The sequence below is a fragment of the Serratia sp. TSA_7 genome, from assembly GCF_052692135.1.
In genome coordinates this window covers 34139-59822 of record NZ_JBQZFU010000013.1, presented here as the reverse complement: position 1 = coordinate 59822, position 25684 = coordinate 34139, and the positions used below count along the sequence as shown (strand labels likewise).

The following is a 25684-nucleotide window of genomic DNA, read 5'->3' as shown; positions in this document are numbered from 1 at the left end:
CGCGACGGCTAAAGGGTGCCGACACGCATCCCTCCGTCCAGCGGGATCACCGTTGTATTGAGGTAATTGGTTTTACAGCTGGCGAGGAAGCCAACAACCTCCGCCACATCCTCCGGCGTACCCCATCGGCCTACCGGCACGATGGAGCGCACGATCTTCTCTTCTTCGGGGGTATCGATCATGTGCGGGTCGACGAATTGCGCGAGCATTTCGGTTTTGCAGATGCCCGGCGCAACCGCCGTAACGCTGATATTGAGCGGCCCCAGTTCGCGCCCCCATGACTCGGTAGCCGAGATCACGCCCGCCTTCGAGGCCGCGTAAGCGGATCCGCCGGCAGCGCCCCAGATACCGGCAATGGAGGCGATATTGATGATGCGCCCGTACTTCAGGCGCGCCATATAACGGGAGAACACGGCGGTACAGTTGAAGGTGCCCAGCAGGTTGACGTTCAGCACGCGCGCCGCGCCGCTGAGACCACGTTCGGAAAGACAGAAGCTGCGTTCGATAACGCCGGCGTTATTCACCAGCACGGTCAACGCAGCGCCAAGGCGCGCTTCGATTTCGCGCGCGGCTTGGGCGATGGATTCCTCCTGCGTGACATCCATAACGAAGGTATGCAACCCTTCCGGGTGTCCCAGGCGCTCAGCCAGTTGCGTCAGCCGTTCTGCACTGACGTCTGCGGCGGCGACCTGGTAGCCGATATCCAGCAACACCCTGGCGATGGCCGTGCCGAACCCTCCTGCGGCACCGGTCACCACGGCGACCTGATGGCTCATGCGTCAACACCCTCTTTAAAGGTGATGTCGATGATTTTTCTCGCATTAGCCATTGCGTCATAAATGCGCTCTTCAAAGAACTGCACATCGTCCTGGGACATCAGCATGTTGGCGTAAATGCGCGATAACGGAGAGAACTGGATACCGTAGCGTTTGGAAATTTCACGAATGATGATGTCGCAGAATTTCACCTTATCGCTGTACCCTTCGGAACGATCGACCGGCGAGTTCTGCGAGTGGTAAACCAGCGCCGTCGGCATCCCCTGAACCACCAGCGGCAGCTCTACCGATTCGGCGGCTTTAACGAAGATGTTCGAGATCTGGCGGGTGAAGCCGGCCATGCGCTCATAACAGCCGGGATCTTGTTCTATCAGCGAGAAGGTCGCCTTGATGGCGGCCAGGCCCAGCGGATAACCGTTGAAGGTGCCGGCATGGATAACCTTACCGCGCGTATACAGGTTCATGATGTCGCGACGCCCGACGATGGCGGAGATCGGCATGGAGCCGCCGCCCAGCGCTTTACCGAAAGTCGAGAGATGCGGCGTAACGCCCAGCAGCTGTTGCGCGCCGCCCAGGCCAAGACGCACGCCGGTAATGATCTCGTCGAAAATCAGGACGATATTGTACTTTTCACACAGCGCCTTGGCTTTTTCCAGATAGCCTTCACGCGGGAAAATACCGCCGCCGTTGATGCAGATCGGCTCCATCAACACGGCGGCAATCTCATCGTGGTAGCGCTCGATGGTGGCGGTCAGCACCTCGATGTCGTTCCACGGCAGCATAAAGGATTGATCGGCAATCGCCCCGGTCGCGCGGCCCCAGGTGTCCAGCAGATCGCCTTTGAACTGCTCCGGTACCGGGTAACTCAAATCCTGTTTTTTGCGCCACCCCATAATATTGTCGGCGTTGCCGTGATAATGGCCGTGGAAGCGGATAAAGCGGTTTTTACCGGTGAAGCCGCGCGCCAGACGCAATGCGTTTTGTACCGCTTCGGTACCGCTCAGGCAGAAGCGCACCATCTCCGCGCTGGGAATATGTTTCACCAGCGTTTCGCAAACCTCGACCTCAAGATCGCAGGTGTCCACCGAGGTGACTTTGCCCATGTAATCCATCAGCGCCGCGTTGTAGGCTTCGTTGTGGTGGCCAACGAAAAGCGCGCCAAACTTGCAGAACAGATCGAGATGTTCATTGCCGTCCAGATCCCAGACGCGCGAATTACGCCCCCGGTTGAACGGGATCACCAGCGGTCGTTCGGGATCGCCAAAGTTGTAGTGCGTGCCGCCGGGCAGCAGATCCCAGCATTTTTTATAAAAATTCTTCGATACATCCAGGGACAACTTGGTTGATGCGTCCATATTCTGTGCGTTCTCCGTTTGTTTACAGGAAGATGAAAGGATAGACAGCGACTGCCTGGCGGGCTGGCTCTCGCTGCCGACCGTCAGGTTAAAGGGGGAATAGCGGCCGAGCGTGTCGGGCAGCGCGATATGCATCAGTTCCAGCAGTGCGGTGCGCGTCAGCCAGGCCGCGCCGCTCATCAGCAAATGCGCCAGTTCCGCGACGTGACGCTGGGCCGGATCTTCCAGCGGCGTGCCCTGTAGCCATTCGTTCATGGCGCCCATCGCCGAGCCACACCAGATCTGATAATCCATTTCGCGACCGGCTTCGCCCTGGATCGCCCAACGCGAGGACTGACCGAGATACCATTGGAACACCAGCGCCATCTGTTTCTTTGGCTGCTGCAGCGCCTTCTCAATGACCTCCGGGCGGCCGCAGCGCTGAAAATACGCCACGGTTTCCTGCCAGACGTTGGCCAGCGGTTGACGGAAAATCTGTTTTTCCAGTTGGGCGACGTCGTCGGCGGGCAGCGCAGCCAGACCCTCATACTGCTTGTAGAGCGCATAGAGTTTCTGCGCGCGTACCGGGTACATACTGCCTTGCTTAAGCACCTGAACCTTGGCACCCATCTCAAACATGTCGGCAGAAGGCGCGATCGCCACATCGCCAATCCGCACTCGCCCCAGCATCTGTTTGGCCGTGTCGGACGTGCCTGCTTCTACGCAGGCCTGGTTTATCGAACCGGTCACTACATAGGCGGCCCCGAGGGCGAACGCGGCCCGCACCGCGTGCGGCGTGCCGATGCCGCCGGCCGCGCCGATGCGCACCCGATGGCGGTGACCCGATTCGCGTTCAATGTCGTCTCGCAACTGAACCACTGAGCGGAATATGCAGGCGAGCGTGCCCTGATCGGTATGGCCGCCAGAATCCCCCTCCACGGTAATGTCGTCCGCCATCGGCACCTGACGCGCCAGCTCAGCCTGTTCGGCATTGATCAGGTTGTCGGCAAGCAGCTTTTTCAGGATATTTTCCGGTGCCGGCCGCAGAAAACATTGCGCCACCTCGCGACGCGAGACCTTGGCGATAATGCGGTTGCGGCGCGCAATGGTGCCGTCGCGCCCACGAGTCAGGCCGCAGGCGCGGTAGCAGACCAGCGCCGGGCTGAGGTTGATATAGGCTGAGGCCTCCACAATCGTCACCTGATGCTCAAGGCAAAGCTGTACGCAGGCCATTTCCCAGGCTGGGTTGCCGGGGTTATGCAGCAGGTTAATGCCAAAAGGCCCATCGGGCAGATGCTGACGCAGGGTGGCTATGGCCTGGGCAATGCGGGGAATATCGAGCCCCCCCGCGCCGAAAATCCCCAGAATTTTTTGCTGCCCCAACGCGATAGCCATCGCCTCCGAATGGATACCGTTCGCCATCGCACCGGCGTAGTAAGCCATGCGCACGCCATAGTCGCGGCAGAAGCTGCCGTCACCCAATTCCGCTTCCGTTACCGCAGGCAAGGTGCCGATCGGCTTTGCTTCCGCCGAAGGTAACGCCTCGCCCAAAGCGCAGAGGTGCGCCTCATCGCCTGACTGAACCACCTGTAAGGCTTGTCCGAGGTCATAAAGCGCGGCTGAACCTGCCACCAGCGGCAGGGCATCGAACGGGCGTTTACCGCCCGAATGATTGACGGAGAAACGCGGGCTCATGATGAAACTTCCTGTGTCTGAAGCGCCGTCAGGGCGCTGGCGTCTTGAGAAAGGCGGTGCGTGTAGCCCGCGCCAAGGTTATCGCACAGGCCGATTACGCTGCCGCGATAGAGAATTTCCACGATGAAAACCAACGCGATGGCATCAGGCGTTTTGCCGTCGGGCCGCCAGCGCGCATCGATTGACTTGCAGGTCAGCCGGTAGCGCAGCACGTCGCGTTCGCATTTCACTTCGCCACGGAACTTGGCGCTGTACTGGTGGTGACACAGCGTATGCGCCACCAGGTCGGGGCTGGCATTCAGGCCGAGGTAATAAAGGAAGAATTTCACCAGTTGTTCACACCCCTCCACAAGGAAGGTGCCCGGCATCACCGGGTCATTCTTGAAGTGGGCGCGGAACACCCAGTGGTCGGGATCGATATCCACTTCGCCCATCGCCTCACCCAGCCCCCAGGCGCCGCCGCAAGGATCGATCGACGTGACCCGGTTCAGCATGCGTGCATCGGGTGCGCACAGCGTGCCGGCCGCATGCCCCGCGTAGTGCGGGCCAAAACAGGCGGCGACGTCCCCGCGGATCAAGGCATCAAGCGCAGCGTCGTCAAATTCGCGGCGCTCGCAACGCAACGGCGGCGTAAAAGGTCGCGCCTGCACGGCGCGCGCGAAATAGCCGGTGGTATCAATCTGCCGCGCGTTGGCGATTTCGCGCTTGCCGAAGAAGCCCGAGTTGGCGACCAGCTTAAACACCAGCCGATCGCCGACGTAGCAGAAGTATTCATAAGCAATCAGCGCCACGCCGCCGGCCCTGACAAAGGAGGTGATATTTACCCGTCCGCGCAACACTTCGCCCGCACGCGGCATTTCGCTGTAGACCGTGGTCTGGCTGTCGACCGCCCGGTAGCAAAGCTGCCCTTTGAACAGGTGATCGCAACCGATAACGGTGAAGGCGACAATCATGGCATGCGAGGATTCCAGCGCGACGAAGGGGGGCGTTTTGCCGTCGACCAGGAACCAGGCGTCCGGTGCAATATCGTATTCCCATTCGATAAAGCAGGGTTCCAGCCGATCCTTTTTCGCGCTCAGGGCGGTAATGCGGGAAACAAACAGGTAGGGCGGCGACGGCATTCGGGTACGTACCGGATACTGATCCACCCCCGCGTAGTCTTGCCCCAGAACGTTGCTCACCAGCCCATCCGTCAGCTCGATCACCTGCTGCTCATTAAACAGCGGCTCGGCGACCGGGCCTTGCCCCGCCAGCAGTTGGCGGATCAGATGATAGTAATTTTGCTGAACATGCAGGTAATGCAGATGCGTCTGCGCATGGCGCGTCAGATGGTGCAGGGCCATGTTGTTCGCCAGGCTATTCCCGGCCGGCGTCTGCGTCGGGCTGCGCGGCGCAAAACGCGCCAGCGTATCCGCATTGACGATGAACTCGCCCAGCGGTTTCTCCCGCCCGGTATAGACGGTGACCGTCAGCCCGCCTCTCGCTGCGGAGTTCGCTGCGGCCGGCTGCGCGCGAGGCCCGCTCAGCGGCTCGCGCAATAACAGATGGCTACAGGCGCGATCGATGCCGATATGGTTGACCGCCGCGCGACGCAAAGCGCCCCTCGGCTGTACCCATTCCTGCGTCTGCTGCGGCAGTCTAAAGCGTCCGTCTGCCTGCTTCGCCAACGAGGAGTGCTGGTTGAACGCGGGCACCGCGGGCAGATAGCGCTGCGACAACTGCAACGCGCATTTCACGATCCCCAGCAATCCCGCAGCGGCGGCGAGATGGCCATAGTGCGCCTTCAGCGTCCCCACAGTCACCGGCACCTGCCGTTCCGGCGTGGCATAGACGCCGGCCAGCGCGGCCAGTTCCGTTTCCATCTCCCCCGGGCGCGCTCCGGAATAGAGTTCGAGATAGTCGACATCCGCCGCGCTACAGCCGGCGGCCTGCAATGCGCGACTGGCGCTATCGGCAATCCCCTGGCGGCTGGCGGTGTAAGCCAGCGCCGGGCTCAACTCGTGCCCAACGGCCAGCCCGTCGATAACGGCGTAAATCGGCGTTCCTGCCTGCTGCGCATCCTGCTCGCGGCGCACGACCACCACGCTGCCGCCATCGCCCGGCGTCTGGTTCGCCTGCACGGATTGATGGTCCCACAGCACATTCTCCAGCGCGCCGCCAAAGCTGCAACTGGCGATCAGCACGCCCTCGACCTCGTGGCGCGCCAGCAGGAATTGCGCCAGTTCAATGGCCTTAAACGCGGCGTTTTCTTCGCTGTACAGGGAGAACGCCGGTCCGTTCAGATGCAAATGGGCAGCCAGCCGGCTGGCGACCACATTACCGATGCCACCGGTGATACCTTCGGGGTAAGGCGCCGGGAACAGGCTGTCCTTCACGACATTCTGCAATGCCTGAAGATCCTCTTCGCTCAGCGCAATGCCCTGGCTGCGTAGACTCTGTTCCAGCTGCCAACTAATCTCGTTACGCGCCTGATAACGCAAGCAGCTGTAATCCACCCCGCCTGCGACAATCACGGCCAGATTACGGCGCGTGCCATCCAGGGCATAACCCGCGTCGAGAAAAGCGCGTTCCGCCACCGGCAGAAGAAACAGATGCGAAAGCAGATGAGGGCCGACCACATTTGGCGGCAGCCGGAAGCGTTTACAGTCAAATTCAAACGTCTCGATCCAGGCCCCCTGCGGGATCTGTTCGATACCGCGCGTGGCCAGCAGATCCTGCTGGCGCTCTACGCCCAACCAGCGCGTAGCGGGCAGTGGGCGCTGATGTTGCCTGCCCTCGCGGAAGGTGCGATCGAGACTTAGCGTATCCTCGGTATCGGCGGCGTGTACGCCGATGCCGACCAGCGCCAGCGGCTCTGCTTTTAATGGCTCTGCGGCTTGCGGCAGCGCCGCACGCAGCGCAGGGTGATCCTCGCTCAGCACCAGATGGGCGTTGACGCCGCCGAAACCGAAGGCGTTGATGCCGGCGCGTTTTTGACGCTCGCGCTGCGGCCAGGGGCGAGCCTCGCGGACCACATCTTCCAGGCCGAGTTGGCCGGCGGGCGTGTTAACCAGTTGCTGCACGCCAGGCGTAGGCGGGATGAGATTGTGCTGCATGGCGAGGATCACTTTGAACAGGCTGCCCATGCCGGAGGCCGTAAGCATATGGCCGTTGATCCCTTTGTTGGCGCCAAGCAGAGGGCGAGTCGACGCCTGCGCGAAGAAGGCTTCCATGGCCGCCAGCTCGATCTGATCGCCCACCGGCGTGCCCGTGGCATGGCACTCCAGATAATCGATATCCGGCTCGGCCTTGCCATAGGCGCGTGTCAGCGCCAGCTGCTGTCCGTTGCTGTCGGGCACCAGCATATGGCGGCTGCCTGCATCGTTGGAGAGACCGACCGCCTCGATAACGCCGTAAATTTTATCGTTATCGCGAATGGCGTCAGCGTAGCGTTTCATGGCGATCACGCCTGCGCCCTCTCCCGCCTTCAAGCCTTCCGATGTGCGGTCAAAGGGGATCGACTGCCCTTGCTGCGGAAACGCCTGCAACACATTGAAACCGTGATCGATATAGATGTGGTCGGCATGGCACACCGCCCCCGCCAACATCATGTCGGCTTTGCCGCTGGCAAGGTAATCGCTGGCCATTTTGATGGCATAGAACGCAGAAGAGCAGGCCGCATCCAACGCGTAGCTCGGCCCCTGCAACCCCAGCGCCTGGGCGGCGACGGTGGCATTATGGCCGCCCGTGATAAGATTCAAGTCGGACAGCGTCTCTTCAGGCCAGACGCGGTCGAAGGCAAAATCGTCCCGGCCAAGCAACTGACGCAGATAGGGAGTCAGCATCTGGTGATAAAAGCGGCTCATCAGCCGCTTGCCGCTGTGCGTCGGCATGCCGATGTTGCCAATCAGCAGGCCGGTTTTTGCCAGCGTCTGCGGCTGCCCGCGATAGCCGCTATCATTTAACGCCTGCGCTGCGGCGTGCAGGGTCCACTTGAACAAGTTGTCCAGCGTCTCCAGCTCTTGCGCCGGTAGCGCGTAGCCGGAGGTATCAAAGTGAAAATCGCGGATGTGCCCATTGCGGTTATAGCCGATTTTATCCGCCGTGCCCGCCACCGGATGGTAATAGACCGCAGGGTCGATGCCGGTTTCCGCAGCGGAAAGCGGCGAGGCGCAGTCCCGGCACTGAATCAAATTCTCCCAGTATTTCTCCGTGGAATCCGCCCCCGGAAACAGGCAGCCCAACCCCACGATCGCAATATTTTCCATTACCAGCCACTCCTGAACATAAGCCTGTTGCCGGGCGCTTAACCGCGCCCGGATGAACATCGTCAGCGGTTAAGCGCGCCGTTTAGCGGTGCTCTTTTTTTTCCAGCGCTGCGTCGGCGCAGGTAAACAGCGACCGAAGCGTGGTGGAAACGGTGAATTTCACTTTTTCAAACCGGCTATAAACGTTGCCCAGTTTGTCGTGCAAAGTGATATCCGCCAGCAGCAGGGTTGCCGTCTGACTGGTAATGCGCATGGAGGCGTAGAATGTCTGGTCAAAATCCAGTGGCGAATATTGCTCGATAGCCCCTATCGCCGCAGGCAGCCCCGCCTTGTCCGATTGCTGCATCAACCACAGCAGCGGCAGTTGAAGACCGACATCGTTAATAAACAGGTTGAAGGAGTTGGCCGGGAACTGTCCCTGCTCCCGGGCCGCCAGCGACGGTAAGCGACATTTGAGGATCAGGCTCTGCTCATCGATGTGCACCACCTGCTGAATGCCGCGGAAAGCGTTACCGTGAAACAGCTGCGCGCCCTGCGTCATATCGCCATAAAGCGGCACCGCCAGCGGGATCGCGACGTCGAGATCCCCGTGCAATTCTGCAAACTGCGCTTCTCTTCCCTGTAGGGCGAGCAACAGCGTGGCCTGATAGTGCTTCATCTCCTGCTGGCTGCTGATGATCAGATCGACTGCCAGATGATCGTCGTCAGGCCTGTCGCCGGCATGAGGCGTCATGCTCACGCGATAACGCTCCGCTTCGCTGCCGTCGAACACGATGCCTTTCAGGACGGTAAAGTGGCTGACCCGCAGCAATTGATAGCCCGGGAACCGCTCTTCACAGACGCGCGTCATCCACGCGATGGCTGCGGTGGCAGGCAACACGGGGTTATCGTTGATCACATGATGTTGCAAAAACGGATTGTTCTGCGGCTGGAGCAGGCGCGTGACTTCGTACCCTTCCGCGAGCGCCGTCAAGCGTCGTTTCGCGCGATAGTTGTCTCCGCCGATGATGACCTGCGGATGCGCCGCGTCCGTGAACTCGCGCACAAACAATTCAGTGCCGGTCTCCAGCGGAATGATCACCATGTTATGGGTATCGTAGGCGCGCTTCAGCGTATCGTTCACCATGCCGCCGTCCCACGGGCCCCAATTGATGGCGCGCACTGTCGGTTGCCCCTCCGCCTGCAGCGGCAGCCATGCAAACTTGTTCAGCGTCTCGTTGGCCATCGCGTAATCCGTTTGGCCGGCGTTGCCAAAGAAACCTGACACGGAAGAGAACAGCATCACGTGCCTTAACCCGGTGATATCCAGCGCGCGGCAGAGGTTTTCCAGCCCTCGGACCTTCACGTCAAACACGGAACGTAAATCAGCCAGCGTTTTTTTCTCAATGCGCTTGTCGGCCAGGTTGCCCGCACCGTGGATAATGCCGGTGATGGGGCCGACAACCTGCTGCGCCTCGTTCAGTACCGTCGCAACCTGTTGCGCATCGGTAATATCGCAGTGGCGATAAATCGCCTCTCCGCCAGCCTGAGCAATCTGGTGCAGGGTGGCGTTGATTTCGTCGCTATGCAGCAAGCCGCTCAGCATGGCGTCGATTTTTACCGGCGTTGGTTGCACGCCTTCGGATTGCAGTTGGGCTATCGCCGCTGCCTTGCGTTCCGCTACCGTGGCAGTGCCCTGCGCCCACGCCGGCAAGGGTGCATCGATGTCGGTGCGGCCAAGCAAGATAAAATGAGCCTGGCTGCGCTGCGCCAATTCAATCACGCATTTTGCGGTTATCCCGCGTGCGCCGCCGGTGACCACCAGCACATCCCGCTCGCTAACGTCGGGCGGCGTCTCTTCGTTCACCGTCGGCGCTGCGCTCAAAGCCAGCGTCATTCGTTCGCCTTGAGCACTGCGCCCGACCTCCGCCAGATCGCGGCGCGCATCCTGGAGTTCCTCCAGCAGAATGCTCACCGCCTCGCCGCTTTTCAGCCCGGCGTCGATATCAAGCGTGCGGCAAAATGCCGTTTTCCATTCAATATTCAGCGATTTGGTCAGCCCGCTAATGCCCGCCGGGAGCATGGCGGAGAGACCGCCTGCCCTTGAAAGGGACAGCTGACCGTCACCGCGAGTGACCACAAAGAACCAGCCTGGGTGCTGTTCACCGCGGTTCAGGCTCTCCTGCAGCCGCTTCGCCAGCAGGAAGGCGGTTTCCAGCGAACGGTAGCCATTGGCGCTGAAAACGTCGGTCACCTTTTTCACTTTTTCGCGCGTGGCCTGCAGCCAGATCACGCCGTCTAACGCGCCGCGAGCCTGCTCAATTTCCGTGATGGCGGTATCCAGCGTCGCCTCATTCGGGTGAGCGAGGCTGTAGACGTGCTGCGTTTTCCCCTGCTTTTTATTTTTGGCGGCGGCCGAATGCAGCGCCAGCACCGAGACCGTCTGTCCCCGTTGCGTCAGCTGTTTCGTTACGTCATCGATGAAGGTTTTTCCTTCATCGACAATCAGCCAGTGACGTTTGACGGCAAAAGTCTGCGTATCGCAATCCGGCGTCGGCAGGGGTTGCGAAGTCACGCTAAAACGTTGTGTATGCGGCTTTACGCTTACTGTTTCTTCTGTTGCAGACTGAACCGCAGGCGCCACATACTGCTGCGATTCAGTTGAAGACTTTTTTGCCGATTCAACCTCTGCGACGTCTACCGTAGAGGTGACAAAGCCGAGCGTGCGCAGTTTGGCGTCGCCACCGATATCTTCGGAAGCGCGCAACGCATCCGCAGGCAACTCCGCTTCGCTTTCGCGCTGATTATCTTCAGTGAAGAAGTCTTTAGAGGACGCGCTATCCGGCGTTTCTTCCCCTGCATCCAGGCCCTGCTTGCGGCGGATGTCGGCAATGATTTCATCAATCATCTCTTTGAAGAACAACGACATTTTGTGAACATTGCTCAGCGCTTCGATGTCGAACGTCTCCAGGTCCTTATTTTTCGACGCGTCGTGGTAGATGCCGGCATCGGCGGAGAAGGCGTCAAACATGGCACCGAAAATTTCCAGGCGCTTGATGGAGTCAATGCCGAGATCGGCCTCCAGATCCATGTTCGCGTCTATCATGTCCTGCGGATAGCCGGTGCGATCGCTGACAATGGCGACCAGCCGCGCCGTGATTTCGGCCTCCGTAATGCTGGCAAAGCGGGAAAGCTGCGCTTCAACGTCCGGCGACATCGGGCTGGCGGCCGGTTTCGCCGCCTGCGGTGCAGGCGTTGACGGCGCTGGCGCTGACGGTGCCTTGGCTACGGCAGGCATTTCAGGGACGGAAGGACGCGGTGCCGAGAGGCTGACCGGCGCCGCGACAGGATGAACAGGCGCTGCGACAGGCGACACGGACACTACGGCGGCCTGAGGGTAAGCCTGCACCGGCGTGTTCAGCGCGCGAGGCGCAGCAGGCATCGGCGCCTGGCCCGGCTGGAACAGACTTTGTTGAGTCGAGAAATAGCGCTCATGGTTGCTGTGATACAACTCCAGATTTTTATCCAGCAGTTGCACGCTTTGCCCCAGGCTGGCAAGGATCGTCGGTAAGTTGTGGTGATCGCGGAAGTTTTCCAGCAGCGCGTACTGCTTATTCAGCAGCGAGTCCAATAGCTGAATATACTCTTTTTGATTGGTCTGGAACTGCTGATGCAGTTGGCTCATCACCTGCTGAGCCTGCAGAACCCCATTCAACGGGGTGTTATCGTTACTTTCAACTCGCTGATTAATCTGTTCCATAGCTTGATCTCGCTTGTGAAGGGCTTCCGACGTGTTGGATTTGGTGGATTGAAACAGGGGTGACACCGCCGCGGCAGGCAGGGGCGCTACGGCAGGCTGCGCTTTCGCCGCTGCGGTCACGGGGGCTGCGGGCACGGGGGCCGCGGGCAGCGCTGCACCCTGTCGCGCACGGATGAAGCTCTCGACCACTTCGGTATCACCTTCACGCAGCGCGTGCTGCCGCCGACGCTGGTTTTTTTCTGACAGGTAAAAGCCGCCGTTCAGACGGCAACTCAAACGACCGGTAAGATCATCCTGCTCTGGAGCCGGGCGCACGTAGCGATCCAGGGCGTTCAGCTTGACCCCCTCGGCCAATAACCGAGCCTGGGCGCGGGCCAACTGAAGGCGATCGTCTCCCGAATCGCCGGTATTCAGTGAGATCAGCGTGTGTTCACGCCCTTTCAGGATGTCTGCCACCAGTTTTCCCAGCACCCCTTTCGGCCCGATTTCAACAAACAGCCGTCCGCCGCGCTGATAAAGGGCTTCAATGGTTTCCCGGAAACGAACCGGCATGATCATCTGCTGGGCCAGGGTTTCCGCGTATGTTGCGGTGTCGGCAGGCCAGGGTGCCGCAGATGCGCTTGAGAAAGCGGTGCAGTGCGCCGTGTCGAAGCGGATGGATGACAGACTTTCCAGGAATGGCGCGCAGGCAGCCTGCAGGAAGGGCGTATGGAACGCGGCGGAAACCGGTAAAATACGGCACTGAACATCGCCGGCTTTCAGTTCGTCGTACAGCGCGTGGATGCGCGCCGTGGCGCCGCCCAAGACCACCTGTGCCGGTGAGTTGTCGTTAGCCAGCACGATATCGGGGTAGCGCACCAGCAGCTTTTCACATGCCTCAACCGTCAGGGCGGCAGCCAACATGGCACCGCCGTCGCCCTCGTTTTGCGCGACGGCCGAAGCTGCCGCCATACCGCGAGCCAGCGAGGCGCGATAAAAGTCCGCATCGCAAAGCGCGCCCGCCGCCCATAGTGCGGTCACTTCGCCGTAGCTATGGCCCGCGACGAAATCGGGCGTAAAGCCGTTGGATTTCAAAATAGCGTAATAACCCGCGCTAACCGCACCAATGGCAGGCTGTGCGTTGGCGGTATCCGTTAAACGCTCCCGCTGCGCGTCGCGTTCGGCATCCGAAAATGCGGGGGTCGGATAAACAATGTCTGACAAGCCATGACCGCGCACATCAGCGGCAAATTTATCCAAGGTTTCCAGCGCCTGGCGCATCTCTGGATAATCGATGGCGACTTCGCGGCCCATGTTGACATACTGCGATCCCTGCCCCGGGAAAAGCGCCACGACTTTGCCGCTCAGATCCTTCCCTTTCGGCTGGAAATAGATGCCTTGCGGGTGCTCCCAGCCCTTGTCCTGATTATTTCGCAGCTGTTTTACGGCGGTTTGCAGCAGTTGCCCGGCATGCTCGGCCGAGGTAGCGACCAGCAACAAGCGTGCCTGATGCGGTTCCAGCGTGTTGATATCCTGGGCGGCAAGATGCTGTCGCAAAGCCCGCGCGGCCGAACCGGTACTGAAGCTCTCCAGCGCCGACTCGCAACGCTGCAAAAGCTGGCCGGCATTATCGCCGTTGAACAACAGGGTGTAGGTCGACTCGTTTAACCGGTAAGCGCCGTGCGCATCCTGTTCGTACTCTTCGAGAATGGCGTGGAAATTAGTGCCGCCAAAACCAAAGGCGCTTAACGCTGCACGACGCGGCGAATCGTCAAGCGGACGCAGCCAGGGCCGCGTCTCGCTGTTGAGATAAAACGGGCTATCTTCAACGCTCAGCGCTTCCATCGGCTGCTGGACATTAATGGAAGGCGGCAGCACTTTGTGGTGTAACGCCAGCGCCACTTTAATCATCGAGGCCGCGCCCGCCGCGCAGCGGGTGTGCCCGATCTGAGATTTTACGCTGCCGACGGCAATCGAATGCGCCGGCAGACGATACTCGTCAAATACCGCGCGCAGGCTCTTGAGTTCGGTGCCATCGCCGGATGCCGTGCCCGTTCCATGCGCCTCAATCAGTTGAATATCGCCAGGCAGGATACCCGCGCTGGCATAGGCGCGCTTAAGGGCTTTGATCTGCCCCTCGTAGCGTGGAGCGAAAATGCTTTTTGCCCGGCCATCGCTGGAGGCTTCAAGAGATTTGATCACCGCATAGATGCGATCGCCAGCCAGTTCGGCATCTTCGAGCCGCTTCAACACAAGCAGCCCAACGCCATCGCCGAGCATGATGCCGTCGGAGTCGCGATCAAACGGACGCGAACGATTGCTTTTTGAAAGCGCGGGCGTTTTGCTGAAGCAAAGAAACGAGAAGGCCGAGTTTTCAAGATTAACGCCGCCGGTTAATACCGCATCGCAGCTGCCGGAATTCAGCTCGCCTATCGCCGCCTTGATCGCCGCCAGGCTGCTGGCGCAGGCGGCGTCAACCATGTACGACGTGCCGCCAAGATCAAAATAGCTGGCGATGCGTCCACAGGCGACATTCCCCAGAAAACCGGGAAAACTGTCTTCGTTCCACTCCAGGTAGAGTTCATGCGCACGGGCGATCACATCGTCGGCCACTTCCGCGGAAAGGCCGGATTTGATCATGATTTCGCGCAGATAAGGAGCCTGCTGACGCGCCGCCAGCGAGAACGAAGTATTGCCGTTGCCTCCTCCCCCCAGAATGACGCCGATACGGTCGCGATCGACCTGAGCGTCTTTTTTATCCGCCAGCCCTGCATCCTGCATCACCTGCCTTGCCATATAGAGCGAGAAAAGTTGGGCGGTGCTGATGGAGTCCATAATGGCCGGCGGGATCTTAAATGCGACCGGATCAAATTCAATCGCGGGAACGAAACCCGCTTTATAGCCGTAGGTTTTATCCGCAGCCGTCGCATCCGGATCGTAGAAATCCTCTTTGCGCCAATATGCGGCGTCGGACATTGAACTGATATCCGTTAGCGAATCACATTTATTGGTAATGTTTTCCCAGAATTCATGCAGGTTAGATGCATCAGGAAAATGACTGGCCATGCCGACAATAGCAATATCGCCATGTGTTTTCTGACCATGCGTTAGATATGTCTCTGACATATATTCCTCGCGATTCAGATGAATGGACCCCATGTCCCGCCCATAATTTTCTTACGGGCACAGTACAATCACTGCCATTATCGGCAGCGTAATAAGCGCTGTTTTATTTCAATAAAGTGAATGAAGCTTTACGTTATTATTTCTTGATTCCCTGCGTTAACAAACTGGTCCTTGCTCTTAGCAATCCCCCCAGCGCGCCTACGATAGCGCTAAGCGCCGCGACCAGAGCGTCAATTAACGTCACCTGCAGCGGCGTAAAAGATGCCCAGGAAAAGAAGCGACTAATGATGAATATCGCGACGATAATGCAGCCACTCCATGCGTGGATCAGAAAATACATCGTTCCTTCATCCAGAGTGTCATCGTCCTCGAAACGTAATAAATGGGCTCTAATATCGATGGTTGCCTGTTTTTGCGTGATATAGGCGATCCACAGGGCGATAATATAAGCGGTTCCGCCGCAACTGAAGGCCATTTCTGCAACGTCAATATAGGCGGGAGCCTGTTCGCTTCTCGGTGAAAAATATCCCCACGACAGCAGGCCGGCAATGATTGCCGCGATCACGGCCCAGGGAAGAAAATAATTAAAAACCATAAATCTGTCGCTGGCTTCTTTGCTGGCCTCCTGCTGCGGCATGGCCAGCCGTCCGACATACCAGTCGATAATCCGATCGCCGACGATACGCAGGGTAAGGCAACACGCCGCGATAACCACTAGGCAGACCGCACCCAGCACCCAGCCCGTTAAGGTTTTTCCTTCGGGTGAAAACGCTTGCAGCAACCAATAAAGCGGCGGCACGATAATCAGCGCCAGCAGTACCGCGCAGCCGGCGATTCGCCCCCAGAGCGTTTCCCCCCAGCCCGCAGGCGATATTTTTTCAGACGTTCGGCGATGAACAGCATAATCTTCTGTTGCGTACCCTTTGAGGAGATCATAAACAACCTCACCCGAGATGGAAATAATCGCCACCAGCGGGAACAAGGCTAGGAAAATTCCTACAGAAGTAAATCCCCCCGACGGATTAACGTAAAAAAAAATACCCCCGATTATTAGACAATCCAGTGCGCTGCGAATGGCGACATTCATGAAAGCCGCCCCTGACAACCTGTTATACGTAGAAATGTGCGTCATAACGAACCCAGTCCCGCCATATATAGCCAAACAAAGAAGTGTTACAAACAAGTTAAAAAATACATATAAATATGTGGGGAATAATATCACATCAAATTTATGAAATAACGGTATACATGCCTAAAGCTTATATTTCAACTTAGCCGATAGTCAGTGCAATCTTAGAAACCAAAAAATACTATCACATTAAAAATCAATTAGTTAACTTAATTTAACCTGACCGCATTTTTACATAAATCTGCATTTGTTCTTTTTTTTAGAATTTACAACACAATAAAAATAGAAAAACAGAATTTTATACCTTAACAACTTAACCATTAAAATCAAATAGATAGTGCATTTTATTGACCAACTTCAAAAATAAGACATTAGGTTCATTAAATATTCATAAAAAGGCCTTTACATAAACAAATCGCAAGTGCGATAGTCCGAGCGCTGTATTTTTTTATTATCAACGCAGGCGTAAATATGGCCTGCCATGAGGCATTACGGAGAAAATTATAGCCAATTAATTAATTAAAAATAATTAGACGGGGAATTAATTCATTCGTGCGTTAACCGAAAGACGCGCTAAGCCGCCTGTCCGGTTAATTACATCACCCCATTGTTATGACACAGGCCCATTATCTGGTAAGGAATAGCCGCCCTATGTTTTCATTAGCCCGAGCTATTTTGATTTACGAGTGGCGACGGTTTTTACCGGCCGTGCTAGCCGTGGCTTTTGCAGGATTACTGGTGCTGATTCAGTTTGGATTACTGCTCGGCATGTTCAGCGCCGTCAGCGTTTATATCGATCGTTCCTCTGCCGATTTATGGGTTGGGTTTCCCGGTACGCAAAGTGTCGATCAGCCGCGCTCCATTCCTGAAAAAGTTGAAAATCAACTGCGCATGGATCCCGACGTCATCGACGTCGAACGCTATACCTGGACGCTGGCTGACTGGAAACGGCCGACCGGCGGTCGCATCTCCGCCACCCTGATAGGCATCAATCCAAAAGCAGAATCCATGACATTTTCACGCCTGCTGAACCCCCAACTCAGACAGCTGCTGCGGGTGCCCGGCAATCTGCTGGTTGATGAAAGCGATCTCGACAAGCTGGGCGTGAAAGTGGGCGACTATACCGAACTGCAAGGCAAGCGGGTACATGTGGCCGGGACGGTCAGAGGGATGCGCTCCATGGGCGGCGCCAATGTCATCTCTTCACTCACCACCGCACGCACCATCGATAAGAGCCTGCTCAATAACGACGTCGACTACTTCCTGGTGAAAATAAAAGACCCGACGCAGGCTGAGGCGGTACGCGATCGGCTCCAGCCGCACGGTTCGTTTCGCCATTACCAAATCTGGACCACCGAGGAATTTTCCATTCAATCGGTCGCGTACTGGCTGTTTGAATCAGGCGCGGGCGGGGGGTTCCTGTTCTCCTCCGTGCTTGGCTTTATCGTAGGCGTGGTGATCACCAGCCAGACGCTGATGGCGGCTATTGTTTCCGCGCTGCGCGAATACGCCACGCTTCGCGCGCTCGGGGTATCGTCCGGATCCCTGCGCGCCGTGGTGCTGGAACAATCTTTCTGGATTGGCGTGGTGGGATTGTGCATTGCCGCACTGGTCAGCGTGCTTATCGCCGCCGGGGCTGAGCTGTTTTATGTCACCTTTACCATTCCGCTGGTTGCCGCTGCCGGCATTCTGCTGTTGGTGATGATCATTACGCTGCTCTCCGGGCTTTCTGCCCTGCGCGCGCTTAATCGTGCCGAACCCTTTACGTTACTACGCTGAGAAATACGATGAAAAAAACTGCCACAATTCTGGCCGAGCAGATTTCCCACGGCTTCACCGTGGGGAAAATCGTACAGCCGGTGATCAGGAATATTGACCTCAGCATTTTCAATGGAGAGCTGACCCTGATTATCGGGCCGTCGGGCTCCGGAAAAAGTACGCTGCTGGCGATTCTTTCGGGGCTGCTGCGCCCAGATAGCGGGCGCGTACAGGTTAACGACGCCACGCTGACGACCATGTCGCGTCATGAGCTGGAATATTTTCGGCTGATGAACTGCGGCTTTGTGTTTCAGGGCTTTAACCTGTTCGCCGCGATGACCGCACTGGATAATGTCATCCTGCCGCTGGTCTACGGCGCGAAAGTCCCGAAAAAAGAAGCTGCCCGGCGGGCAAGCGAAGCGCTGGACCTCGTTGGCCTGAGCCAGCGCAAAACCCTGCGTCCAACCGAGCTTTCCGGGGGAGAAAAGCAGCGCGTGGCGATTGCGCGCGCCTTGGTAAAAGATCCGCCTTTTCTTTTTGCCGACGAACCCACCAGCGCGCTTGATAAGCACAACGGGCAGACGGTGGTGGACCTGCTGCATAATATCGCCCGCGAAAAAGGCTACACCGTGCTTGCCGTATCCCACGACAGCCGCCTGATCGATCATGCCGACCGGGTAATTACCATCGAAGATGGACACATCACCGACGACACTCGTCCTATTCCTGAGAGATCGTGCACCCTATGAAAAACGTCCTGCGTCTCTGCTTACTGGCAATGTCTCTGGCTTTGAGCTTGAGTGGCTGCGATGACACTCCTATCGCCGCTGCCGCCACCGCCACGCCCTCCCCTTGGGCCGCCGTGGCTAAAGGCTATATCAGCATCGAAGGCGGCTTAATCAGTATCGATGCCCCCCGCCCCGGCATTATTAAAGAGATTCTGGTAGAGGAAGGCGCGGTGGTAAAAAAAGGCCAACTGCTGGCGCGCATCGAAGATAACGAAGCGCTTGATGCGCTAAACATCAAGATCAAACAACAAATCGAGGCAGTGCGCGATCTGGAATGGGCACAGCAGAAGCTGACCATAGCGACACGGGAGTTCAACCGCTTGGCAAAGCTCAATACCACGGTGATTTCCGCGCAGGAGCATGACAACGCTGCGGATCAAATGGTACTGCAACAGCGCGAGCTGGCGATGAAGAAGGCCACGCTGGAAACGGCAAACGCGGGGGTCAAAGCCGCTGAGCTGGAAGTGGAAAAATATCTGGTCGTTGCGCCGGCGGATGGCCGCATTGTCAAACGCGACGCCAAACCGGGCGAAGGCGCGTCGACGCTGAACGTCACCCGGTTGTTTATGCTGGCCCCCAATGCGCCACGCATCGTACGCGCCGAGCTGGAGGACGTTTTCGTTAACGCCGTTCAGCCTGGGCAGCATGCGGAGGTCACTCTGGAGAATAACGATAAGCGCATCTATAAAGCGCAGGTTTTGCGCCTGAGCGAAGTGTTTGGCGCCCGACAACCCACGGACGACCCCAATGTGAATCAGGATACGCGGGTTATTGAATGCGTACTGACCCTGGATGCGCCGCAGATCCGTATCGGGCAGCGCGTACTGGTGCGTATTTTGCCGGCGGATAAACCCGACGCGACGGCACGCGAGGGGTAACCTGATGGGGCGCCAGGCGCCGAAGGGCATCGGTTGCGATGTTCGCCTATAAACGTATTACGCTGGGCATATGTTTACTTTTGAAACGACGTTTATCGCCTCCGCCTTTATACGCCAACAGAGCACGGGGTTTGTCACCGATGTCCCCGCCGTTACGGCATGCCTTGTGGAATTTGATAGCTGCGGTTACCACAATGCGCTGTTTGCCCAACTGTCGATCCCCTTGCCGGGCGTGTTGGCGTCGGCGGTGGCGAAACGGCGGGCCGACTATCTTTCCGGGCGTTATGCCGCGCGTCAGCTGTTGATGAATGCCGGCTGTCGCGATGCCGTTGCTGTCGGCCCCGATCGTGCGCCGGTCTGGCCAGCCGGCTGGTGCGGCAGTATTTCGCATACCGGCAAATGGGCCATCGCGGTGCTTTCTCCTCAGCGTTATCGCATAAATCCGGGCGTTGATATTGAGCGGCTCCAGCCGGAAGTTATGCGAGAAATCGCGACGACCTTTACCACGCCCGATGAACGTGCGCTGCTGGCCAAGAGCCCGCTTCCCTACGAAACCGCGCTGCTGATCACTTTTTCCGCCAAGGAAAGTTTATTTAAAGCACTTTTCCCGCAGGTTCAGCATATGTTTGGTTTCGAAGCCGCTGGGCTGTGTGAACTTAATCCGCAACAGAACGCGTTTACTTTACAACTGACCCGGAGGCTGGCCCCCAGGCTGCCCGCCGGGTATCGCGTCAGAGGCCGTTACTTACTCCGCGACAGCGAAGTCATCACCCTGATTTTGGCGCCGGCGGCGCACTGATCGGCCGTCGGCGATCCACGCACCGTTTCCGCCATCGGCCCGACAATCATCCACAACCCAGGAAAAGGGCTATCGTACTACCAGGGGATATCGGCATAACACGCACAGCTCGCTGTCTTCAGCCAATGAAAAAGGAAAAACGCCGTCTTTTTGATATTTCGTATAATGAAGGGTATTCAATTTCTTCACAGTCACGTCGCTTTCCAGAAAAGCGAGGTTATACGGGCTGGTCACCTCCGAAATACCAAATCTAAATCCCTTTTCAATGGCTGACAAACTCGCCGCCCGATAAAGGCTTCGCAAAATCCCTTGCCGCTGAAATGCCGGCAACACTGCGGTCATCCAGCAATGCAGCAGCGGTTTACTTTCGTTTTCCTCGTCAGAGTGTTGAAACTCATAAAGCGAATCAAGAAAAGCGAAGATGGTATTCAACTTTTGGCTTTCATAATCGCCGGGGATAAAGTCATTATGAAAATCCGTCAATATCCTTACCCCCACCAACCGGGATGAGGTTTTTTCTATTGCCACCCAAGACAGCTGGGTTTTTATCGCGTGATGAACCAAATCCGTTACGAAAGGCGTTAACTCGTCTGAGGATATGCCTATCGCCTTCCCCAGCGGTTCCTGAGCGCTAAATACCGTACACAGACATGCAATAGTCCGTTCGGCGTGAGTCTCATCCAACACGCTATAAGCAAAACGCTCCTGAAGATCTGCTGTCATACATTAAACTCCCGTAAGGTTTTTAATACGGTTTCCCAACTGATGATTTATGCTTTTTCCGCCGGTATCCTGACAACCTCATTCATCGCAACCCGCAGATGCGTTTTAATCTGCGGCAACCAGGCAATATGCGCCGGCTTCATCAAACATACCCGTAAACACAACACCGACTCCGCATCCCAAAATGCGCTGTCCGGCGCGATTTTATCCCGCAGCAATTTTTTAGGGACGTGTGCCAATGCCAGATGGAGATTCATTTCAGCGGCCTTTTCAAACACCCTTTGCGACAGCGCTGAACTGGCCTGGGCACTGGCGCCAGCCACAAACCACAGCACAATATCCAGAGCGGGCTCCAAAACCGTCACGCAGTCCGCTTCTTCCTCCAACCACTGGAACAGTGACATGGCGGCATCCCTGGAACTTTGAAGCGCAGCAGCAAACGTGCCGCCCGCCACCAAAGGCAGCAGTTTTTGGGTGGCCCAAAGCGCGCCGGCCGATGCGCCTGCCCGTGAGCATTCCAAACTGATCTCCCCTAAATGCAATTCATCCGAACTGAAATAGGTGTACGGCGAATCGTGCTTGTAATGTATTCCTACCCCAGGATCCTTAAACAAGACACAGCCGCATCCATAGGGCTGCATGCCATGTTTATGCGGATCGACAACGATAGAATCCGCTTGCGCCATGGCCTCAAACGCACTCCGACTCGCCACAGACAGCCCCTCGCACAGAGAAAAATAGCCTCCATAGGCGGCATCGACGTGAACTCTAAAGTGATACTTTCTTTTTAACGCGAGAATGGCATCCAGGGGATCAAGCGTTCCTGCGGCGGTAGTGCCTAATGTCACGACCAGGGTACCTATATTGCCTTGTTGCAGCCTCGTTTCCAGCTCGACGAGATCCATCCGCCCGGCGGCATCGCAAGGGATCTTTTCAAACCTCATGTCCAGCACCTGGCTAATACGCTCATGGGTGTAATGCGCCAGTTCTGAAGCGGCCACCGTCGTCCTTGGGCGCAGCATTTTGGCAATCCAGAGCGCTTCCAGATTGGCAAAGGTCCCGCCACTGGTCAGATGGCCAAGATGCTCGGACCAGCCAAACATGTGGGCTATTTCGGCAACCGCTTCCTTTTCCATCGCCGAGGTGGCTCTTCCACCATCAAGTGCATGATTATTAGGGTTGATATACAGGCATAAGGAATAGGCGAGACGCGCAATGGGATGAGGGGGTTTCAGCATTTGCCCCAAATAAAAGGGGTGAAAATAGGGATAATTATCGGCCATCCTTGAAGATAGCTCACTCAATACCGCCTCCATCGGCGCCAAGGCTTCATTTTCCTCATAGTCAGGCAACAGGGAGAAACTCGCCTCCAGGGCGGAGAGCTGTCTGGCCAATAGGGCCAATTCCTCTTGATTAAACATGGTTTCCTTACCCCCCGATCATTTAGGTTGAATAAAAGACAAACGTTTAATTTTAAACTCAGTGAGCACTTCAGCCGCAGGGTGTAAATTTGCGCTTCTCAGGCTATTTTGGTTTTCCACAAAGCGCTCGCAGACAAAAATGTGGGCATCGTAGGCTTGCTGTACCGAGGCAACAAAATCATCGTATTCCTCACCAAAAAATGCCTGCATCCGTTCTTTATTCTTTTTTATGCGCGCCATGACTTTAATTAAATAGGCGTGATCCATACTCCCCAACCCGCTGAATCTCTCAGGCATAGAGGGCCGGATAATGCTTTCATACTTTCCTTTCTGAAAGTCAGCGCTGTATTTCATTGCCAGAGCAGACATTCTCATCATATTGGCCGCATGTCTCAATGAGAGAATACCCTCATGCCTGTTACCCTGCAGAAAATACGCTTCAACATTATGCAATGCCAACAATGCAGCCTGAATAAAAAGGGTAAAAATCTTATGCCCGACCTTCCAACGGGTCAACTCTGGACTCGTCATATCCGCTCCCTGCCATGCCGTTCTGAAGTACTGAGGTAATCAACGCCAATTAACAACGCTTCATGTATTCCTTGCAATAATCTTTCTTGTTCATCAATCCGCATTGCCGTTTCAGACACCTTTATTTCTTCACTAAAAAGCAATGCACAATGAATGCCTGATGAAATATAAACGTCCAAGGGTCGATCCGAGGTTCGTGTTATACCGAAGTAATCATCAAAAATACTGAATACCTCATTACTGACCCTTTCCGCCCTCGCCATCTCGTGATTTAAACAGGTCAGTATCTGTCGGCACGCAGGCTCCATATTTACCAGAAAGTCGCCCTCAACTCCCTCAAGCGCCGTGAGCAACAACCTGACATCATCCTTTAATAAAATACTGTGCCTGTTGGATATTAATACACTTGGAATTGATAGCATACTTAGCGCCCCGCCAATAAAAACACTCGGTTAGTTATAGGTGACGTATTATAAACTCGCCAGAGCGCCATTAAAAAAACATCAAGCCGGAGTTGTCAGCAACGTTAATGATAAAAATACCCAGGGATAATTTCAGCGTTAATTATAAGCGTCTAATTAAATGCCGCCCTTTTTATAATAACGTGCCACTACCCCCAGAGACCTTTACCGATTCAAATACCCATTTTCTTCATCCGTGAAAGCAAAGTGGTACGTTTCAGCCCCAGCCGTTGCGCAGCGCCACGCGGCCCACCGACCACGCCGTTGGTTTCTTTCAACACCCGCACAATCCTTTGATATTCATCTTCACCCGCTATTGCCGGCGGCGGCACTGCGATTGGCGCGATGGAAGGCTGCGCATATTGCAGCTCCGGCAGTTGCAGATTAAGCACCGTGCCCCGCGTCAGCAATATTGCCCGTTCAATGACGTTTTCCAGTTCGCGCACGTTGCCCGGCCACGGCATTTGGCTCAGCATGCGCAGCGTTTCGGCCGGAATGCTGTCGATGGTGCGTTTCATGCGCCGTGCAATCTTGTAGGTAAGAAATTTCACCAGTTGCGGAATGTCCTCAGGTCGCTCGCGCAGCGGCGGAATGAGTATCGGGAAGACATTGAGCCGGTAATAGAGGTCGCTGCGGAACTCGCGGTCGGCGACCATTTGCTGCAGATCGCGGTTGGTGGCGGCGATCAAACGCACGTCGACGGAAAGCAGCTTGTTGCCGCCAACCCGCTCAAACTCGCGCTCCTGAAGCACGCGCAGCAATTTAGGCTGCGACTCGACAGGGATTTCCCCCACCTCGTCCAAAAATAGCGTGCCTTTGTCCGCCAGCTCGAAACGCCCCATACGCTGGGTGCTGGCGCCGGTAAACGCGCCCTTTTCATGGCCGAACAGATCGCTTTCCAACAGCCCGGCCGGCATCACCGCGCAGTTCATCTTCACCATCCGCTGATCGCGGCGCTCGCTCAAATTGTGAATGGCGCGGGCAATCAACTCTTTTCCGGTGCCGGTTTCGCCGAGGATCAATACCGAACAGTCGCTTTTCGCTACCATTTCCACCTGTTGCAGCACCCTGGACATCACCGTGCTGCGGCCCACGATCTCACTAAAATCCGGGTTGTTGTCATTAATCTGTTCGGTGAGATACAGATTTTCATGCACCAAACTCTCTTTCAAGCGGCTGATTTCCTGATAGGCCAACGCGTTATCGACCGCAATGGCGATACGCTCGGCGATCTGCTGCAACACCCGCAAGTTGGCGGCATTGAAGTTATCCGGCTGGCATTGCGCCAGCTTCAGCACGCCGAGGGTTTTCTGGCCGAAAATCAGCGGCAGCACGCACAGCGTCTGAATTTGCTCATGCCACAGATCAAACAGCTGCCGTTCATACTCGGCCAGCGGATCCGAGTGTTTCAGATTCAGCAGCAGCATTTCGCCGCTCTGCATCACCTTTTCCGACAGCGTGCCGGCCAGGGGTACGCTGTATTGCTGACGTTTAGCCACGTTATCTTTCAGATAATGGGTGGCGTAGATCGTCACGCGATCGTCGCGATCGCCCGGCAGCACAATGCTGATGGCATCGGTTTTGAAGAAGCGGTGGATCTCGCTGGAGATCTCGCCAATCAGATCGTCCAGATCCAGCTTGGACAGCACCGCATTGGTGACATCCACCAGCACGCGGAAATCATCGCGCTCATGGCGTAACCGGCTCTGCTGGCGCTCGGCGGTTTCGCGCAGTTGTACCTGCTCTACCGCCAGCGCCGTCAGCTCCATCAAGGGGATCAATGCGTCAAGCGCCGCATCCTCGAACGCGTTGCCGTCGTTACGCAACAGTTCGCAACCGCCAAGCAGCTGCCCGCCGGTGCGCAGCGGCATCAGGCAATAATGGCTGAGCGGCGGATACAGCGCCAACATCGCCAACTGCGGGTAACGCTGGTGCAGATCGGCTCCGCACAGGCGCAACGGTTGCGCATTCTCGCGTAATAGCGCGATCGGCCCATTGGCCAGCAGCGTTTCATCCTGATAGTTCAGCGGCTGTCCGTGGCCATCGTGGCCGTGGAAGCCGACTCGCGCGCTGTTCGGGTGCGGCAACAGCAACGTCACATCGTCCGCCAGCCGCCGGCGCCGAACGATCTGTTGCAGTTGGGTCAGCAAATCGCCATAGCCGCGCTGGCTGAACAACAAGCGGGCAATTTCCAACAGTTCCTGTTTTTCTATGCTTGCATTCGACATTGACCATCACTCTGCCGGTTAGGCATCCGGTTGCGGTAATTGAATTTTTTTATTTTTATGTGAGCTACGGCA

Annotated in this window: 14 protein-coding genes; 4 read left to right on the top strand and 10 right to left on the bottom strand. The window is 56.8% G+C overall.

The window, feature by feature from the left end:
• Positions 1–8 precede the first annotated feature (8 nt).
• The 5 genes from ACUTQW_RS24115 to ACUTQW_RS24095 all read right to left on the bottom strand — a co-directional run bounded on the left by ACUTQW_RS24115 (position 9) and on the right by ACUTQW_RS24095 (position 16028).
• Positions 9–776: an SDR family NAD(P)-dependent oxidoreductase gene (locus tag ACUTQW_RS24115; protein ID WP_006328024.1), complete on the bottom strand. Its 768-nt coding sequence runs from the start codon at positions 774–776 to the stop codon at positions 9–11.
• Entirely contained in the window at positions 773–3805 is a 3033-nt protein-coding gene (locus ACUTQW_RS24110; protein WP_020439796.1) for a PfaD family polyunsaturated fatty acid/polyketide biosynthesis protein, read from the bottom strand. The genes ACUTQW_RS24115 and ACUTQW_RS24110 overlap by 4 nt, the downstream gene beginning before the upstream one ends.
• Positions 3802–8052 carry a hotdog fold thioesterase gene (locus ACUTQW_RS24105; RefSeq protein WP_197912312.1) on the bottom strand — a complete coding sequence of 1417 codons (4251 nt, stop codon included), beginning with the start codon at positions 8050–8052 and terminating at the stop codon, positions 3802–3804. The genes ACUTQW_RS24110 and ACUTQW_RS24105 overlap by 4 nt, the downstream gene beginning before the upstream one ends.
• Positions 8053–8134: 82 nt before the next feature.
• Complete coding sequence (locus tag ACUTQW_RS24100) at positions 8135–14896, bottom strand: SDR family NAD(P)-dependent oxidoreductase (protein ID WP_445654993.1); 6762 nt, start codon at positions 14894–14896, stop codon at positions 8135–8137.
• 136 nt (positions 14897–15032) lie between these two features.
• On the bottom strand, positions 15033–16028 hold the full coding sequence (locus ACUTQW_RS24095; RefSeq protein ID WP_037431738.1) for a DUF6347 domain-containing protein: 996 nt from the start codon (positions 16026–16028) through the stop codon (positions 15033–15035).
• Between the two features lie 609 nt (positions 16029–16637).
• Here ACUTQW_RS24095 and ACUTQW_RS24090 point away from each other — a divergent pair.
• From ACUTQW_RS24090 to ACUTQW_RS24075, 4 genes are all read left to right on the top strand, one after another.
• The gene (locus ACUTQW_RS24090) at positions 16638–17804 is read left to right on the top strand and encodes an ABC transporter permease (RefSeq protein WP_332271447.1); all 1167 of its coding nucleotides are present in this window, start codon (positions 16638–16640) and stop codon (positions 17802–17804) included.
• 8 nt (positions 17805–17812) lie between these two features.
• Positions 17813–18532, top strand: a complete 720-nt coding sequence (locus tag ACUTQW_RS24085; RefSeq protein WP_006328041.1) for an ABC transporter ATP-binding protein — start codon at positions 17813–17815, stop codon at positions 18530–18532.
• Positions 18529–19449: an efflux RND transporter periplasmic adaptor subunit gene (locus ACUTQW_RS24080; protein WP_006328043.1), complete on the top strand. Its 921-nt coding sequence runs from the start codon at positions 18529–18531 to the stop codon at positions 19447–19449. Before ACUTQW_RS24085 ends, ACUTQW_RS24080 begins: the two co-directional genes overlap by 4 nt.
• Before the next feature lie 166 nt (positions 19450–19615).
• Positions 19616–20248 carry a 4'-phosphopantetheinyl transferase family protein gene (locus tag ACUTQW_RS24075; RefSeq protein ID WP_006328045.1) on the top strand — a complete coding sequence of 211 codons (633 nt, stop codon included), beginning with the start codon at positions 19616–19618 and terminating at the stop codon, positions 20246–20248.
• Between the two features lie 69 nt (positions 20249–20317).
• Here ACUTQW_RS24075 and ACUTQW_RS24070 read toward each other — a convergent pair whose 3' ends face one another.
• The 5 genes from ACUTQW_RS24070 to flhA form a co-directional block, all read right to left on the bottom strand.
• Positions 20318–20971 (bottom strand): hypothetical protein, encoded by a 654-nt coding sequence (locus tag ACUTQW_RS24070; protein WP_006328047.1) that lies wholly within the window; start codon positions 20969–20971, stop codon positions 20318–20320.
• Between the two features lie 47 nt (positions 20972–21018).
• Positions 21019–22392 (bottom strand): pyridoxal phosphate-dependent decarboxylase family protein, encoded by a 1374-nt coding sequence (locus ACUTQW_RS24065; protein ID WP_020439802.1) that lies wholly within the window; start codon positions 22390–22392, stop codon positions 21019–21021.
• An 18-nt stretch (positions 22393–22410) separates the two neighbouring features.
• Positions 22411–22923: a hypothetical protein gene (locus tag ACUTQW_RS24060; RefSeq protein WP_020439803.1), complete on the bottom strand. Its 513-nt coding sequence runs from the start codon at positions 22921–22923 to the stop codon at positions 22411–22413.
• Positions 22920–23345, bottom strand: a complete 426-nt coding sequence (locus ACUTQW_RS24055; protein ID WP_041417649.1) for a hypothetical protein — start codon at positions 23343–23345, stop codon at positions 22920–22922. The genes ACUTQW_RS24060 and ACUTQW_RS24055 overlap by 4 nt, the downstream gene beginning before the upstream one ends.
• 212 nt (positions 23346–23557) lie before the next feature.
• Positions 23558–25612: a formate hydrogenlyase transcriptional activator FlhA gene (gene flhA / locus ACUTQW_RS24050; protein ID WP_020439805.1), complete on the bottom strand. Its 2055-nt coding sequence runs from the start codon at positions 25610–25612 to the stop codon at positions 23558–23560.
• Between the last annotated feature and the right edge of the window lie 72 nt (positions 25613–25684).